Source organism: Streptococcus sp. FDAARGOS_256 (assembly GCF_002289235.2).
Lineage (GTDB): Bacteria > Bacillota > Bacilli > Lactobacillales > Streptococcaceae > Streptococcus.
The window spans coordinates 567657-582290 of record NZ_NTGM02000001.1; the positions used below are offsets into that span (position 1 = coordinate 567657).

Here is a 14634-nt window from a genome sequence, read left to right on the forward strand (position 1 = left end):
TTTAACTCAAAGGAGAGTAAAAAATGTCAATTATTACTGATGTTTACGCTCGCGAAGTCCTAGACTCACGCGGTAACCCAACACTTGAAGTAGAAGTTTATACTGAATCAGGTGCTTTCGGACGTGGTATGGTTCCATCAGGAGCTTCTACTGGTGAACACGAAGCAGTTGAACTTCGCGACGGTGACAAATCTCGTTACGGTGGTCTTGGTACACAAAAAGCTGTTGACAACGTAAACAACATTATTGCTGAAGCAATCATCGGCTACGATGTACGTGACCAACAAGCTATCGACCGTGCTATGATCGCACTTGACGGTACTCCTAACAAAGGTAAATTGGGTGCAAACGCAATTCTTGGTGTGTCTATCGCTGTAGCTCGTGCTGCTGCTGACTACCTTGAAATCCCACTTTACAGCTACCTTGGTGGATTCAACACTAAAGTTCTTCCAACTCCAATGATGAACATCATCAACGGTGGTTCTCACTCTGACGCTCCAATCGCTTTCCAAGAATTCATGATCGTACCTGCTGGTGCACCATCATTCAAAGAAGCTCTTCGTTGGGGTGCTGAAATCTTCCACGCTCTTAAGAAAATCCTTAAATCTCGTGGTTTGGAAACAGCCGTAGGTGACGAAGGTGGATTCGCTCCTCGTTTCGAAGGAACTGAAGACGGTGTTGAAACTATCCTTGCTGCGATCGAAGCTGCTGGATATGTTCCTGGTAAAGACGTATTTATCGGATTTGACTGTGCATCATCAGAATTCTACGATAAAGAACGTAAAGTTTACGACTACACTAAATTCGAAGGTGAAGGAGCTGCTGTACGTACTGCTGCAGAACAAATCGACTACCTTGAAGAATTGGTAAACAAATACCCAATCATCACTATCGAAGATGGTATGGACGAAAACGACTGGGACGGTTGGAAAGCTCTTACTGAACGTCTTGGTGGTAAAGTTCAATTGGTTGGTGACGACTTCTTCGTAACAAACACTTCTTACCTTGAAAAAGGTATTGCAGAAGGTGCTGCTAACTCAATCCTTATCAAAGTTAACCAAATCGGTACTCTTACTGAAACTTTCGACGCTATCGAAATGGCGAAAGAAGCTGGTTACACTGCCGTTGTATCACACCGTTCAGGTGAAACTGAAGATTCAACAATCGCTGACATCGCAGTTGCAACAAACGCAGGACAAATCAAGACTGGTTCACTTTCACGTACAGACCGTATCGCTAAATACAACCAATTGCTTCGTATCGAAGACCAACTTGGTGAAGTAGCTGAATACCGTGGATTGAAATCATTCTACAACCTTAAAAAATAAAATAGTTCGGTGAACTATTTTATCCCGAACCTTGAAATTCAAAAGTTCGGCCGTTGATTTAACAACGTTTCTAGCCCCTCGGATTTTTTCCGAAGGGCTTTTTTTCTGTTCAGGGGGCAGAAAGGGGACAGTGTTTATGGTATAATAGACAAAAACACTTGAATTAGAAAGAAATTATGTCTAAAGAAATTGATATTGAGTATTACCACCAGCTAGCCTTGCAAAAGCAGAAGGAGCATCGTAAAGTTTTAGCTAATCTAAAGAAAAAACCTCCTAAAAACTTAGATAAGATTGCGCAGCAGATTCACCAAGAAGTCTTTGCTGAGATTGATTGTACTGCCTGTGCTAATTGTTGCAAGACTTTGGGGCCCGACTTTAAAGAAGCAGATATCACCCGTATCGCTAAGTACTTTAAGATGAAATTACCAGCCTTTGAAGCAGAGTTTTTACAGGTGGATGAAGATAGGGATAAGGTTTTCAAATCTATGCCCTGCCCCTTTCTAGGAGGAGACAATCTCTGCTCAATCTATGATGTTCGTCCCAAGGCCTGCCGTGAATTTCCCCATACAGACCGTAAAAAGATTCATCAAATTAACCATTTGACGATTAAGAATACCTTGACCTGCCCTGCAGCCTATCTCTTTGTTGAGAAATTAAAAGATAAGTTATAGAATTTACACCTTTAAATCTTGTACAAAGATTCTAGGGTGGAAGTATCTTGTATTTGTTAGAATATAGATAGAATTGAACACGGCCTAAAAGCTATGCGAAAAAGAAAAAATTACCTAGAATCAGAAGAACCAGCGTTAATTTTCCAATTTTCACTTTGCTTTTAACGACCTTTGTATCTTGTGGAGGTAAGAAAAGAAGAATATGATGCATCAATTCAATCAAACCATGGATTATTTGGAGCAGCAACTGACTGGAGAAGTGGATATGAAAAGATTTCAGCAGCTATCGGGCTATTCTTACCCTCTCTTTAGCAGGCTATTTTCTATCCTGGCTGATATGACCTTGGCAGAATATTTGCGCAATCGCAGGCTATCAGAAGCTGTGACAGACTTGCGGGAAGGCTCTGAGAAAGTCATTGACATAGCAATGAAATACGGCTATGAGTCTGCTGACGCCTTCAGCACAGCCTTCAAGAAATTCCATGGTGCAACCCCCTCAGAAGTTCGAAATGGAAAACCTTATCGGGTCTTTCCTAGACTTCAATTATCCTTAAAAATTACAGGAGGAAAGAACATGGATATCAAGATTCAAAAGAAACCTGCATTTACCGTGGCAGGCGTCCTATTGGAAGCTATTGACAATAGCAAATGCCCGTCTGCTTGGGAGCATCTCTATGCCCATCACAGCTTGGAAAGCCTAGAAAGTTTAGGCAGTGGCCAATCCTTTGGCGTCTGCTCGGATGTCAAAGAAGGCGAAATCATTAACTATATGGCTGCTTATGATGTGACGGATAAAACTAAAGCAGAAGAACTAGGTCTGTCCATCAAAGAAATTCCAGAAGCTGAATATGCCATCGTACCAGTCAAGGGGGCTATACCAGCTAGCATCCACCATGCTTGGAAATACGTCTTAGAAGTCTTTTTCCCGGAAACTGGTTATCGCCATTCAGGAGCCCCAGACTTTGAAGTTTATTTCAAAGGAGATATGTCGTCCCCAGACTACCAAATGGAACTCTGGATACCAGTCATCAGGGACTAGATCATTTTCTGATTTTTTATAAAGATGCAAACCGAACTCTGTAGAAAGAATCTCTACAGAGTTTTTAATTGTTGACATTCATGTCTGTAAACAAACATACCATAATTTTTGTTTGGATTTTATGGGGTATGAGAATAGTTTTCTCGGTATAATAGTCCCATAGAAGATAAGGAGGCAGAGGAATATGCAGATGTATTTTGGAGATGTGTCGCTTTGCTATAGCTATTCATTGGCTATGGCACTGGATGCCTATGGTTATGACTTTAAAGCAGAGTTTTTAGAGGCAATTATGGTGATGGGCAATGGCGCTAGTATTGTAAAGGAAGATGAACGACACCCTCTAATATTCTTTGACAATGGAATGCCAGATCTTTCAATCTCTCATTCTTTAAAAATACTTGGGTTTGACTATGAGGACTTCTATCTAAAAGATGGAGTGAAAGTAGATTTAGAAGAGGTTAAAGGAAAGTTAGAAACCTTTCTGTCCAATGGTCCTGTTGTACTGGGACCTCTTGATATGGGCCATCTGATCTACAATCCCAATCACACAATTCTTTATGGTGTGGATCACTTTGTAACTGTGTATGCTCTTGATAGTCAGTATCTCTATTTGCATGATCCAGCTGGTTTTTCCTGTATAAAGGTTGCTTTTAATGACATTTTAGAAGCTTGGAAGGCAGAGGCTATTGACTATAAGCGTGGAGCTTATTCCATGTGGGGAAATTTTAAGAAGGTCAAGAGTCCTAGTCAGTCTGAAATCTATCAGGAAACAGCAAGGATTATGAAAAACCGATATCTGAATGGTCAAAATGGTGTTTTGGAATGCTATGCAAAATCAGTTGCTGAAAACGGCTTAAATACCGAGCAAAAACAATTGCATCAGTATTTCAGCTTTAAACTTGCTGCTGTTCGAAATCTCTATCTCAGTAAGTTCTTAAAAGATCATGATCCAGAAGGGGCAAGATTAAAAGAGGAATTGGCTACTCTATTTGGTCAAGCCCACCTTTCGTGTTTAAAAGAAGACTACCAAGAACTATCCCGCTTGCTCTGTCAGATAGCAGAAGTGGATGGTCGCTTTAGAGATTTATATGTAAATAAGTAAGTCTAGGGGCGCTCCTAACTTTTATAAAATGGCAAGTAAAAGCAGTTTTTCTTAAAATGAAGAACTGCTTTTTGATTATGGTATAATGAAGTGAGGATATGGCATATCCAACTTGAAAATGAAGGGAGAACTCCTATGCCTAGACCAAGAACAAAAGAGGAGCTAATGCTAGTTTCTAAGGAAAACTATGAAAAACTCAATCACTTTATCTCTAAATTAAGTGAAGAGGAACTACAGACTCCTTTTGATTTTTCAAAAGACCAAAAGAAAAAAGAAGCCCACTGGAATAGAGATAAAAATCTGCGGGATGTCCTGATCCATCTCTATGAATGGCATCAGCTGCTTTTGACCTGGGTACATTCCAATCAAAAGGGTCTTGAAAGACCTTTTCTCCCTGAACCTTATAATTGGAAAACTTATGGGGAAATGAATGTCGCTATTTGGAAGAAGCACCAGAAAACGTCCTTAGAAGAAGCTACTAGACTACTAGAGCAATCGCATAAGGAGGTTTTAGAGTTGTTGGAAGGCTTCAGCAATGACCAACTCTTTACCAAAGGTTTCTATAAGTGGACGGGAGGGACAAGTCTAGGTTCCTACTTTGTCAGTAGCACCTCCAGTCACTATGACTGGGCTCTAAAAAAACTCAAAGCTCATCAGAAGAATTGTAAGTGTCGCTAGTTAAAGTGGGTATGAGGTTTAGAAAAGGTTCTTCTAAGCTTCGAATAGCTTCATTCTCGTGATTTTTTAACTATTCTAGCTTTAGAATCCTTCAAAAATTAAAATTTAAGACTATCATAGACTTAGAATAGTAATAAAACATTTATTTTAATGTAATTCTAAACTTAGAATTACATTGATATTAAAGTAATTGTGCTGTTCGATGCTTAAAATGCCTTTATTCTGAGAAATGTTGACTATAAACTGCTTAGAATGGAGTTTTTCTGATATAGGATGATAGATAAGTGGGTGAGATGATGAACATACAAAAAGAGAAAGTTAGAAAAGAGTTGCTGTCCCTTTGTTTGGGAGAACTTACAGCCGTCCTATCTATTTGGTTTTGTTTTTTCCTTTTGAAAAATCGCCTTGGTGATTGGAGGAGTCTACTCTCCATTCTCTATCCATTATCTTTACTGACATTTATTTTGCTTCAAGGTTCAATCTATTGGGCGATTCTGATTAGAAGACTCTCGAAACCTCAGTTCGGAAGTGGAAATGTCCCTAAAATATATGGTGTGCTCAGAATACTAGATCTTATTTTACTTATTTCGGGATTTCCTTTTATTTTCTGGAACGCACAGAGTGTCCAAGTGGCTATTATAGCCACACTAATACAGCTTTTTGCCTTTATCGAATGGCTTAATTATTTCCTCCTACGCCTATCTTATAGTTTGAACCCGCTTGTTTTATGGAAACGAATTACTAAGGGAAAACTTGAAAAAAGCAAAATAGCCAAGGAGTTGGGGTAGGGAGTGTAGTATTTGAAAGTATTTCAGTCCTTTAAATTAATTCAGATTAAGATTGCTACATAGTTTTCTAGCTGTTAATTATTATGGTAAAATGGTCCATATCTGTGTTATAATATCACTAAATTTAAAGTGAGGTTATGATTTTGGTTTATCTAGAATTTGAAAAAAATGAAGCTTCAAAATGGATAGAACAAACATTTGAGGAGTGGCAAAGAAATTATGCAAATTCGTATAGAACGAATGAATCTTGGAATGATTCTTTAACTCCTTTAGAATGTTATTGTGCTGGTTTTATGACTAGAGTAAATGAGTTGTTAAGAACAGGTTCTAGTTCAGTAAACATTGAAAAACTTCATAACTTGAAAAGATTTTTAGATGATGATTTTAATTCTGCACCATTTATTCAAGATAACATTGTGGTATATCGTTATGTTGACGTAGATGAGTTTAATCAAATTTTAAATAGCGACACTGGGTTTATTGATAAAGGTTTTTTGAGTACAACACTGAATAAAAGACTCTATTTAGAACAAGATAATCGGTTAAACTATTTAGATACAGATTATGTATTGAAAATATATGTTAAGAAAGGAACAAAAGCACTATTTGTATCTGGATTTGAGTATTCAATAAAAAATGAATTTGAGTTACTTTTCAAAAGAAATTCAAAATTAGTGAAACGTACTGAACCTTATTGGGACAATGAGGTTCAAAAAAATATACTTGAATGTCTGCTAAAAGATTAGAATATTATGCCCCCCCTTTTTTTGAACCCCTATCTCCTAGAAAGGAAACTCAATGCCCTACAAATTTCTACTCTTCGACCTTGACCACACCTTGCTTGATTTTGATGCTGCTGAGGATGTAGCTTTGACACAACTTCTAAAAGAAGAAGGAGTTGCGGATATCCAAGCCTATAAAGACTATTACGTTCCTATGAACAAGGCTCTCTGGAAGGACTTGGAGCAAAAGAAAATCCGTAAACAAGAACTGGTTAACACGCGCTTTTCTCGTTTATTTGCTCATTTTGGACAGGAAAAAGATGGTAGGTTACTTGCCCAGCGTTACCAATTTTACTTAGCCCAACAGGGACAAACTCTTTCGGGTGCTCATGAACTCTTGGACAGCCTCATCGAACGTGATTATGACTTGTATGCTGCGACAAATGGCATTACTGCCATTCAGACGGGACGTTTGGCTCAATCTGGTCTGGCTCCCTATTTCAACCAAGTCTTTATCTCCGAGCAATTGCAAACACAAAAACCTGATGCACTATTCTATGAAAAAATCGGTCAGCAGATTGCAGGATTTGATAAAGAAAAGACGCTGATGATTGGAGATTCCTTAACTGCCGACATTCAAGGTGGCAATAATGCTGACATTGACACTATCTGGTACAACCCTCAACGAATCGAAAATCACACACAAGCCCAGCCAACTTATGAAGTCCATTCTTACCAAGACTTGCTAGATTGTTTGGATGCTATGTAGTGCTTTTCCTAAGAGGGGATGATATGGAAACTAAAGTCATTGAAGAGATTGACAATTTACTAAACCTCATCGAGCAGTATCAGTTAAAAGGTGTGGTTGCTCAAGTAAATTCGTTAAAAGAGTTAAAGTATATCATAAGCAATCATATAGAGTTAAGTACTCGAGAGAAGATGAATATCCACTATTCACTCTTTCTCCCTAGGGGTGGTTTATCTGAACTCTACTATATGGACGCTAATTTTGAACGGATGATGTCTGTAAATAATCAACTTTCCTATGCTATTGATACAATCGAAAAGTTTTTAATGGCTGATTGATACTGTGAATACTAATGTCAAATAATAGGGTCAATAACAGTATATATAAGAACTGTAAAAAGTGGTTTAGATAGCCACTTTTTGCTATAATAGAGGCAGTAAAAACGAAGGAGTTGGCGATGCAACACTCATCTTGGCATGCTTTGATTAAGGAGCAATTACCTGAAGGTTATTTTGGGAAAATCAATCAATTTATGGAACAGGTCTATGCTCAGGGAACTGTTTATCCACCTAAGGAAAAAGTTTTTCAGGCTCTCTTGACTACACCACTTGAAGAAGTGAAGGTGGTGATTCTAGGGCAAGACCCCTATCACGGGCCAGGTCAAGCGCAGGGTTTGAGTTTTTCTGTACCTGACTCAATCCCAGCTCCGCCGTCCTTGCAAAACATTTTAAAAGAATTGTCAGATGATATCGGCGTTAAGAAATCACATGATTTGACGTCTTGGGCTGAGCAGGGAGTCTTACTTCTCAATGCTTGCTTGACGGTTCCTGCTGGGCAGGCCAATGGTCATGCTGGGCAGATATGGGAGCCATTTACAGATGCTGTGATTCAGGTGGTCAATAATCTAGATAGACCAGTAGTCTTTGTGCTCTGGGGCGCTTATGCACGCAAGAAGAAGGTCTTGGTTACCAATCCTCACCACTTAATTATCGAATCAGCCCATCCTAGTCCTTTATCGGTTTATAGAGGATTTTGGGGTTCCAAGCCTTTTTCCAAGGCCAATGCATTCTTAACAGAGATAGGACAAGAGCCAATCGATTGGCTTAGATAAGGAGAGAATATGCCTCAGTTAGCGACGATTTGCTACATTGATAACGGAAAAGAACTGCTCATGCTCCATCGCAATAAGAAGCCCAATGATGTCCACGAAGGTAAATGGATTGGTGTTGGTGGGAAGCTAGAGCGAGGTGAGACTCCTCAAGAATGCGCTGCGCGTGAAATCCTCGAAGAGACAGGTCTCAAAGCCAAGCCAGTACTTAAAGGTGTTATCACTTTTCCTGAATTTACGCCAGATTTAGACTGGTACACCTATGTTTTTAAGGTGACAGAGTTTGAGGGTGACTTGATTGACTGCAATGAGGGGACGCTGGAATGGGTTCCCTATGACGAGGTTTTGAGCAAGCCAACTTGGGAAGGTGACCACACCTTTGTTGAGTGGCTTTTAGAGGACAAACCCTTCTTTTCAGCCAAGTTTGTTTATGATGGGGATAAATTATTGGATACCCAAGTCGATTTCTATGAATAAAGGAGAAAGCAGATGCTACTTATCAAAAATGGTCGTGTAATGGATCCCAAGTCTGGTTTGGATCAAGTGTGTGATGTTTTAGTGCAAGATGGGAAAATTGTCAAGATTGCTCCCGAAATCAAGGAAGAAGGAGCAGAGCTAATTGATGCTACTGGTCTTGTAGTTGCGCCTGGACTAGTGGATATTCATGTTCATTTCCGTGAACCTGGTCAAACCCACAAGGAGGACATCCATACTGGGGCACTAGCGGCTGCTGCAGGTGGTTTTACAACGGTTGTCATGATGGCTAATACTAGTCCAACCATTTCGGACGTAGAGACTTTGAAAGAAGTTCTCCAGTCTGCTGCCAAGGAAAAGATTAACGTCAAGACAGTTGCGACTATTACCAAGAACTTTAATGGCCAAGACTTGACAGACTTTAAGGCTCTTTTAGAAGCTGGAGCCGTTGGTTTTTCAGATGATGGAATTCCGCTTGAAAGTAGTAAAGTGGTTAAGGAAGCAATGGTAGAAGCCAAAAAACTCAATACCTTTATCTGCCTTCATGAGGAAGATCCAGGTTTGAATGGAATTCTTGGCTTTAACGAAAACATCGCTAAAGAACATTTCCATATCTGTGGAGCGACAGGAGTGGCTGAGTACGCTATGATTGCGCGCGATGTTATGATTGCCTATGCAACCAAGGCCCATGTTCACATTCAGCATTTGTCTAAGGAAGAAAGTGTCAAGGTGGTGGAGTTTGCTCAAGGACTAGGTGCGCAGGTCACAGCAGAAGTAGCGCCACAGCATTTCTCTAAGACAGAAGCTCTTCTTTTAACTCAAGGAAGCAATGCCAAAATGAATCCTCCACTTCGTTTGGAGTCAGACCGTCGTGCCGTTATCGAAGGTCTCAAGTCAGGTGTTATCACAGTTATCGCAACGGACCACGCGCCTCACCATGCAGATGAGAAAAATGTTGAAGATATCACCAAAGCACCATCTGGTATGACAGGTTTGGAAACCTCTCTTTCTCTTGGTTTGACTTATTTGGTGGAAGCTGGTGAGTTGAGCTTGATGGAATTGCTAGAAAAAATGACTGTCAATCCAGCCAAGCTTTACAACTTTGAAGCAGGTTACTTGGCTGAGAATGGTCCAGCGGATATCACTATCTTTGACGCTAAGGCTGACCGCCTTGTGGACTCCCATTTTGCGTCAAAAGCAGCTAATTCCCCATTTATCGGTGAAACTTTAAAAGGGCAGGTTAAATATACCATCTGCAAGGGACAAATTGTCTACCAAAACTAGATGGGATTCTGCTCTAGAAACTATAAGAATAGAGAGCGTATATGTATCCAACCCATCAATTTAAAGACAAGTTTGTCTTATTTCTTAAGATATTTTTCCCTATTCTGATCTATCAATTTGCCAATTATTCTGCCTCTTTTGTTGATACAACCATGACTGGGCAGTACAATACCATGGACTTGGCGGGGGTGTCAACCGCAACGAGTCTATGGAATCCTTTCTTTACTTTTTTAACAGGGATTGTTTCGGCCATGGTTCCCATCATAGGCCATCATCTGGGACGGGGCAAAAAGGAAGAAGTAGCATCTGATTTTTACCAATTTATCTACTTGGCTTTCGGACTGTCTTTGGTCTTGCTTGGAATGGTAGTATTCTTAGCGCCACCTGTCTTAACCAACATCGGACTAGAAGCTCAAGTGGCGGCAGTTGCAGTTTCCTATCTTTGGTACCTGTCTATTGGAATTATTCCCTTGTTGCTGTTCAGTGTCATTCGCTCTTTGTTGGATTCTCTTGGATTGACCAAGCTATCTATGTACCTCATGCTCCTATTACTTCCGCTCAATAGTAGTTTTAACTATCTCTTGATATATGGAGCTTTCGGTTTCCCAGAGCTTGGTGGCGCAGGGGCAGGGCTAGGAACTTCGCTAGCCTATTGGGTTTTATTGGGCATTTCCCTGCTTGTTTTGTTCAAACAAAAAAGATTAAAAGCGTTACATCTTGAAAAACGGATTCCACTCAATATAGATAAAATCAAGGAAGGTGTTCGGCTAGGTCTACCAATCGGGGGAACCGTCTTTGCTGAAGTAGCTATCTTTTCTGTGGTTGGCTTGATCATGGCTAAGTTTTCATCGCTCATCATCGCTAGCCACCAGTCAGCTATGAATTTTTCGAGTCTCATGTATGCTTTTCCTATGAGTATTTCCTCTGCTATGGCGATTGTTGTGTCTTACGAGGTTGGGGCTAAACGTTTTGAGGATGCAAAAACCTATGCTCGTCTGGGGAGAATAACTGCCCTTATTTTTGCAGGTCTTACCCTGTCCTTTCTCTACATTTTTAGAGATCGTGTAGCAAGTCTATATGGAAATGACCCTCACTTCATTGAAACCACGGCTGTTTTCCTGACATACAGTCTCTTTTTCCAGCTAGCTGATACCTTTGCGGCTCCGCTCCAAGGAATTTTAAGAGGGTATAAGGATACTATCGTTCCTTTCTATCTTGGATTAATCGGGTATTGGGGAGTAGCGATACCACTAGGATATCTACTAGATCAGGTAACTGATTTAGGGGCATTTGCTTACTGGATTGGGTTGATTGCCAGCTTGATTGTTTCTGGTTGTTTGTATCAATGGCGTTTGAAAACCGTAATGAAAAGATTGAGCTAGTTTTTGGAAAATATCCTGAAAAAGCACTTTGTGAAATAATGCTCTAACTAGAGAGAATCCCTGTTTTAACAGGGATTTATTTTTTTATATTGTGAAATTTTAATAGCCATATACTTTGACAGTGTATACTAAAAAAGGTAAAATAGTAAGGTAAGTACAAAGTTAGAAAGGCAAGATTATGTCAACTTTAGATAAGAATCTTTTGCTAGAGATGTTCCGTAAGATGGAAGAAATCCGTCGCATGGACTTAAAAATTGCTCAGTTAGTGAAAAAGGGGAAAGTTCCCGGTATGACTCACTTTTCTGTCGGAGAGGAAGCTGCTAACGTCGGAGCGATGCTGGCTCTTAATCCAGATGATCTGATTACCTCAAATCACCGTGGACACGGGCAAGCTATTGCTAAGGGGATTGACCTCAATGGAATGATGGCTGAAATCCTCGGGAAATACACTGGAACCTGTAAAGGAAAAGGTGGTTCTATGCACATCGCTGACCTGGATGCTGGTAACCTTGGTGCCAATGGTATTGTAGGTGGTGGTATGGGAATCGCTGTCGGTGCAGCCCTCAGTCAGCAAATGCAACATACTGGTAAAATCGTTGTCTGCTTCTTTGGAGATGGCGCGACCAACGAAGGTGTTTTCCATGAAGCAGTGAATATGGCTTCTATTTGGAAACTTCCTGTTATTTTCTACTGCATTAACAACGGTTATGGGATTTCTGCGGATATCAAGAAAATGACCAATGTGGAGCATATCCATCAACGTAGCGCTGCTTATGGAATTCCTGGAATGTTTATCGAAGATGGAAACAATGTCATCGATGTCTATGAAGGATTTAAGAAAGCTGTAGACCATGTTCGTGGTGGCAATGGTCCAGTCTTGATCGAAAGTATCACTTATCGCTGGCTTGGTCACTCATCATCTGACCCTGGTAAATATCGTACGCGTGAAGAAGTGGAATTGTGGAAACAAAAAGACCCAATCGAAAACCTTCGCAAATACCTCATTGAAAACAATATTGCAAGTGCAGAAGAATTGGAAGAAATTCAAGCACAAGTCAAGGAAGCAGTAGAAGCTTCTGTTAAATTTGCAGAAGAAAGCCCATTCCCGCCACTAGAATCAGCATTTGAAGATATTTACGCAGACTAAGGAGAAAGAGATAAAAATGGAAACAAAAACAATGTCGTTCCGTGACACCATTATCCTTGCTATGTCTGAGGAAATGCGTCGCGATGAAAATGTATTCTTGATGGGAGAAGACGTCGGTGTCTTCGGAGGAGACTTCGGAACTTCTGTTGGAATGCTCGAAGAATTTGGTCCAGAACGTGTCCGTGACTGTCCGATTTCTGAAGCTGCCATCTCGGGAGCAGCAGCAGGAGCAGCCATGACAGGACTTCGTCCAATTGTCGATATGACCTTCATGGACTTCTCGGTTATTGCCATGGACAATATCGTCAACCAAGCTGCTAAAACACGTTATATGTTTGGTGGGAAAGGTCAGGTTCCAATGACTGTCCGTTGTGCAGCTGGTAATGGAGTTGGTTCTGCGGCTCAGCACTCGCAATCACTAGAGTCTTGGTTCACTCACATTCCAGGACTCAAGGTTGTAGCTCCAGGTACGCCTGCTGACATGAAAGGACTGCTCAAGTCTTCTATCCGTGATAACAACCCTGTTATCATCCTTGAATACAAGTCAGAATTTAACCAAAAAGGGGAAGTTCCAGTTGATCCAGACTACACAATCCCACTTGGAGTTGGTGAAATCAAACGTGAAGGTACAGATGTAACAGTCGTTACTTATGGTAAAATGCTTCGTCGTGTGGTTCAAGCTGCTGAAGAATTAGCAGAAGAGGGAATTTCAGTTGAAATTGTGGACCCACGTACCCTCATTCCGCTTGATAAGGATATCATCATTAACTCAGTGAAGAAGACTGGTAAGGTGGTGCTTGTCAACGATGCTCACAAAACAAGTGGCTATATCGGAGAGATTTCAGCTATTATTTCAGAATCAGAAGCATTTGATTATCTAGACGCACCAATCCGCCGTTGCGCCGGAGAGGATGTGCCAATGCCTTACGCACAAAATTTAGAAAATGCAATGATTCCAACAGTTGAAAGCATCAAGGAAGCAATCCGTAAGACATATAACAAAGAATAATACATAATATAAGTTATGTAAATAAAATAAAAAAGACGAGAAACTTTGTATCTTTTAGGTGCAGAACTCTTTTCGTCCTAAATATCTTAGTATAGAATTGGAGAGGTCATGGCTGATGACAAGCTAAGAGCGACTCCTGCGGCTAGAAAGTTAGCGAATGATCTAGGGATCAACCTCTACGACGTTTCTGGCTCAGGTGCAAACGGTCGTGTCCACAAAGAAGACGTGGAAACTTATAAAGACACAAACGTGGTTCGCATTTCGCCACTTGCAAAACGAATTGCCCTCGAACATAACATTGCTTGGCAGGAAATCCAAGGAACGGGTCATCGTGGTAAGATCATGAAGAAGGACGTTTTGGCCTTGCTTCCTGAAAATATCGAAAACGACACCATCAAGTCTCCTGCTCAAATCGAAAAAGTGGAAGAAGTTCCAGACAATATCACTCCTTATGGTGAGATTGAGCGTATTCCAATGACACCAATGCGTAAGGTTATCGCGCAACGTATGGTTGAATCTTACCTAACTGCGCCAACTTTCACACTCAACTATGAAGTTGATATGACTGAAATGCTGGCCCTTCGTAAGAAGGTTCTTGATCCGATTATGGAAGCGACTGGTAAGAAGACTACTGTAACAGACCTTCTTTCACTCGCTGTTGTGAAAACATTGATGAAACACCCATACATCAACGCTTCATTGACAGAAGACGGCAAGACCATTATCACTCATAACTATGTCAACCTTGCGATGGCGGTTGGTATGGATAACGGTCTAATGACACCAGTTGTTTACAATGCTGAAAAAATGAGCTTGTCAGAGTTAGTAGTAGCCTTTAAAGACGTGATTGGTCGTACCTTGGATGGCAAATTGGCTCCAAGTGAGTTACAAAACTCAACCTTCACAATTAGTAACTTGGGAATGTTTGGTGTTCAGTCCTTTGGTCCGATTATTAACCAACCAAACTCAGCTATCCTCGGGGTTAGCTCAACAGTTGAAAAACCTGTAGTTGTCAATGGTGAGATTGTTATTCGTCCTATCATGAGCCTAGGGTTAACTATTGACCACCGTGTCGTAGATGGTATGGCTGGTGCTAAGTTTATGAAAGACTTGAAAGCCTTAATTGAGAACCCAATCTCAATGTTGGTTTAAAA

16 protein-coding genes are annotated in these 14634 nt (G+C 40.6%); all 16 read left to right on the top strand.

Features of this window, described 5'->3' with window-relative positions:
- The first annotated feature begins 23 nt into the window (after window positions 1-23).
- Window positions 24-1328 carry a surface-displayed alpha-enolase gene (gene eno / locus A6J84_RS02980; RefSeq protein ID WP_000022821.1) on the top strand — a complete coding sequence of 435 codons (1305 nt, stop codon included), beginning with the start codon at window positions 24-26 and terminating at the stop codon, window positions 1326-1328.
- A gap of 176 nt (window positions 1329-1504) precedes the next feature.
- Complete coding sequence (locus A6J84_RS02985; protein ID WP_095726013.1) at window positions 1505-1999, top strand: YkgJ family cysteine cluster protein; 495 nt, start codon at window positions 1505-1507, stop codon at window positions 1997-1999.
- A 202-nt stretch (window positions 2000-2201) separates the two neighbouring features.
- A complete protein-coding gene (locus tag A6J84_RS02990; protein WP_095726014.1) occupies window positions 2202-3038 on the top strand; it encodes an AraC family transcriptional regulator in 837 nt (278 codons plus the stop codon).
- Between the two features lie 184 nt (window positions 3039-3222).
- The gene (locus A6J84_RS02995; RefSeq protein ID WP_095726015.1) at window positions 3223-4140 is read left to right on the top strand and encodes a peptidase; all 918 of its coding nucleotides are present in this window, start codon (window positions 3223-3225) and stop codon (window positions 4138-4140) included.
- A gap of 135 nt (window positions 4141-4275) precedes the next feature.
- Entirely contained in the window at window positions 4276-4818 is a 543-nt protein-coding gene (locus A6J84_RS03000) for a ClbS/DfsB family four-helix bundle protein (protein ID WP_049520330.1), read from the top strand.
- A gap of 284 nt (window positions 4819-5102) precedes the next feature.
- Window positions 5103-5606 carry a hypothetical protein gene (locus A6J84_RS03005; protein ID WP_080980655.1) on the top strand — a complete coding sequence of 168 codons (504 nt, stop codon included), beginning with the start codon at window positions 5103-5105 and terminating at the stop codon, window positions 5604-5606.
- Between the two features lie 137 nt (window positions 5607-5743).
- Window positions 5744-6352: an ADP-ribosyltransferase gene (locus tag A6J84_RS03010; RefSeq protein WP_095726016.1), complete on the top strand. Its 609-nt coding sequence runs from the start codon at window positions 5744-5746 to the stop codon at window positions 6350-6352.
- A 52-nt stretch (window positions 6353-6404) separates the two neighbouring features.
- Window positions 6405-7097, top strand: coding sequence for a YjjG family noncanonical pyrimidine nucleotidase (locus tag A6J84_RS03015; protein WP_049520328.1), 693 nt, complete (start codon window positions 6405-6407; stop codon window positions 7095-7097).
- Window positions 7098-7120: 23 nt separating this feature from the next.
- Window positions 7121-7414, top strand: coding sequence for a hypothetical protein (locus A6J84_RS03020; protein WP_049520327.1), 294 nt, complete (start codon window positions 7121-7123; stop codon window positions 7412-7414).
- A 119-nt stretch (window positions 7415-7533) separates the two neighbouring features.
- Window positions 7534-8187 carry a uracil-DNA glycosylase gene (locus A6J84_RS03025; protein ID WP_042902257.1) on the top strand — a complete coding sequence of 218 codons (654 nt, stop codon included), beginning with the start codon at window positions 7534-7536 and terminating at the stop codon, window positions 8185-8187.
- 9 nt (window positions 8188-8196) lie between these two features.
- Window positions 8197-8661 carry an NUDIX hydrolase gene (locus tag A6J84_RS03030; protein WP_001135768.1) on the top strand — a complete coding sequence of 155 codons (465 nt, stop codon included), beginning with the start codon at window positions 8197-8199 and terminating at the stop codon, window positions 8659-8661.
- 12 nt (window positions 8662-8673) lie between these two features.
- Window positions 8674-9942: a dihydroorotase gene (locus A6J84_RS03035; RefSeq protein WP_044020770.1), complete on the top strand. Its 1269-nt coding sequence runs from the start codon at window positions 8674-8676 to the stop codon at window positions 9940-9942.
- Window positions 9943-9983: 41 nt separating this feature from the next.
- On the top strand, window positions 9984-11324 hold the full coding sequence (locus A6J84_RS03040; protein WP_095726017.1) for an MATE family efflux transporter: 1341 nt from the start codon (window positions 9984-9986) through the stop codon (window positions 11322-11324).
- A 178-nt stretch (window positions 11325-11502) separates the two neighbouring features.
- A complete protein-coding gene (locus tag A6J84_RS03045) occupies window positions 11503-12471 on the top strand; it encodes a thiamine pyrophosphate-dependent dehydrogenase E1 component subunit alpha (RefSeq protein WP_095726018.1) in 969 nt (322 codons plus the stop codon).
- 16 nt (window positions 12472-12487) lie between these two features.
- Entirely contained in the window at window positions 12488-13480 is a 993-nt protein-coding gene (locus A6J84_RS03050; RefSeq protein WP_084849680.1) for an alpha-ketoacid dehydrogenase subunit beta, read from the top strand.
- 108 nt (window positions 13481-13588) lie between these two features.
- Window positions 13589-14632 carry a dihydrolipoamide acetyltransferase gene (locus tag A6J84_RS03055; protein WP_084849679.1) on the top strand — a complete coding sequence of 348 codons (1044 nt, stop codon included), beginning with the start codon at window positions 13589-13591 and terminating at the stop codon, window positions 14630-14632.
- Window positions 14633-14634: the final 2 nt, after the last annotated feature.

What these genes read in the sequence shown, in the direction of transcription:
- eno (WP_000022821.1), top strand. Translation starts at nt 24, where the DNA reads ATGTCAATTATTACTGATGTTTACGCTCGCGAAGTCCTAGACTCACGC.
- A6J84_RS02985 (WP_095726013.1), top strand. Translation starts at nt 1,505, where the DNA reads ATGTCTAAAGAAATTGATATTGAGTATTACCACCAGCTAGCCTTGCAA.
- A6J84_RS02990 (WP_095726014.1), top strand. Translation starts at nt 2,202, where the DNA reads ATGATGCATCAATTCAATCAAACCATGGATTATTTGGAGCAGCAACTG.
- A6J84_RS02995 (WP_095726015.1), top strand. Translation starts at nt 3,223, where the DNA reads ATGCAGATGTATTTTGGAGATGTGTCGCTTTGCTATAGCTATTCATTG.
- A6J84_RS03000 (WP_049520330.1), top strand. Translation starts at nt 4,276, where the DNA reads ATGCCTAGACCAAGAACAAAAGAGGAGCTAATGCTAGTTTCTAAGGAA.
- A6J84_RS03010 (WP_095726016.1), top strand. Translation starts at nt 5,744, where the DNA reads ATGATTTTGGTTTATCTAGAATTTGAAAAAAATGAAGCTTCAAAATGG.
- A6J84_RS03015 (WP_049520328.1), top strand. Translation starts at nt 6,405, where the DNA reads ATGCCCTACAAATTTCTACTCTTCGACCTTGACCACACCTTGCTTGAT.
- A6J84_RS03020 (WP_049520327.1), top strand. Translation starts at nt 7,121, where the DNA reads ATGGAAACTAAAGTCATTGAAGAGATTGACAATTTACTAAACCTCATC.
- A6J84_RS03025 (WP_042902257.1), top strand. Translation starts at nt 7,534, where the DNA reads ATGCAACACTCATCTTGGCATGCTTTGATTAAGGAGCAATTACCTGAA.
- A6J84_RS03030 (WP_001135768.1), top strand. Translation starts at nt 8,197, where the DNA reads ATGCCTCAGTTAGCGACGATTTGCTACATTGATAACGGAAAAGAACTG.
- A6J84_RS03035 (WP_044020770.1), top strand. Translation starts at nt 8,674, where the DNA reads ATGCTACTTATCAAAAATGGTCGTGTAATGGATCCCAAGTCTGGTTTG.
- A6J84_RS03040 (WP_095726017.1), top strand. Translation starts at nt 9,984, where the DNA reads ATGTATCCAACCCATCAATTTAAAGACAAGTTTGTCTTATTTCTTAAG.
- A6J84_RS03045 (WP_095726018.1), top strand. Translation starts at nt 11,503, where the DNA reads ATGTCAACTTTAGATAAGAATCTTTTGCTAGAGATGTTCCGTAAGATG.
- A6J84_RS03050 (WP_084849680.1), top strand. Translation starts at nt 12,488, where the DNA reads ATGGAAACAAAAACAATGTCGTTCCGTGACACCATTATCCTTGCTATG.
- A6J84_RS03055 (WP_084849679.1), top strand. Translation starts at nt 13,589, where the DNA reads ATGGCTGATGACAAGCTAAGAGCGACTCCTGCGGCTAGAAAGTTAGCG.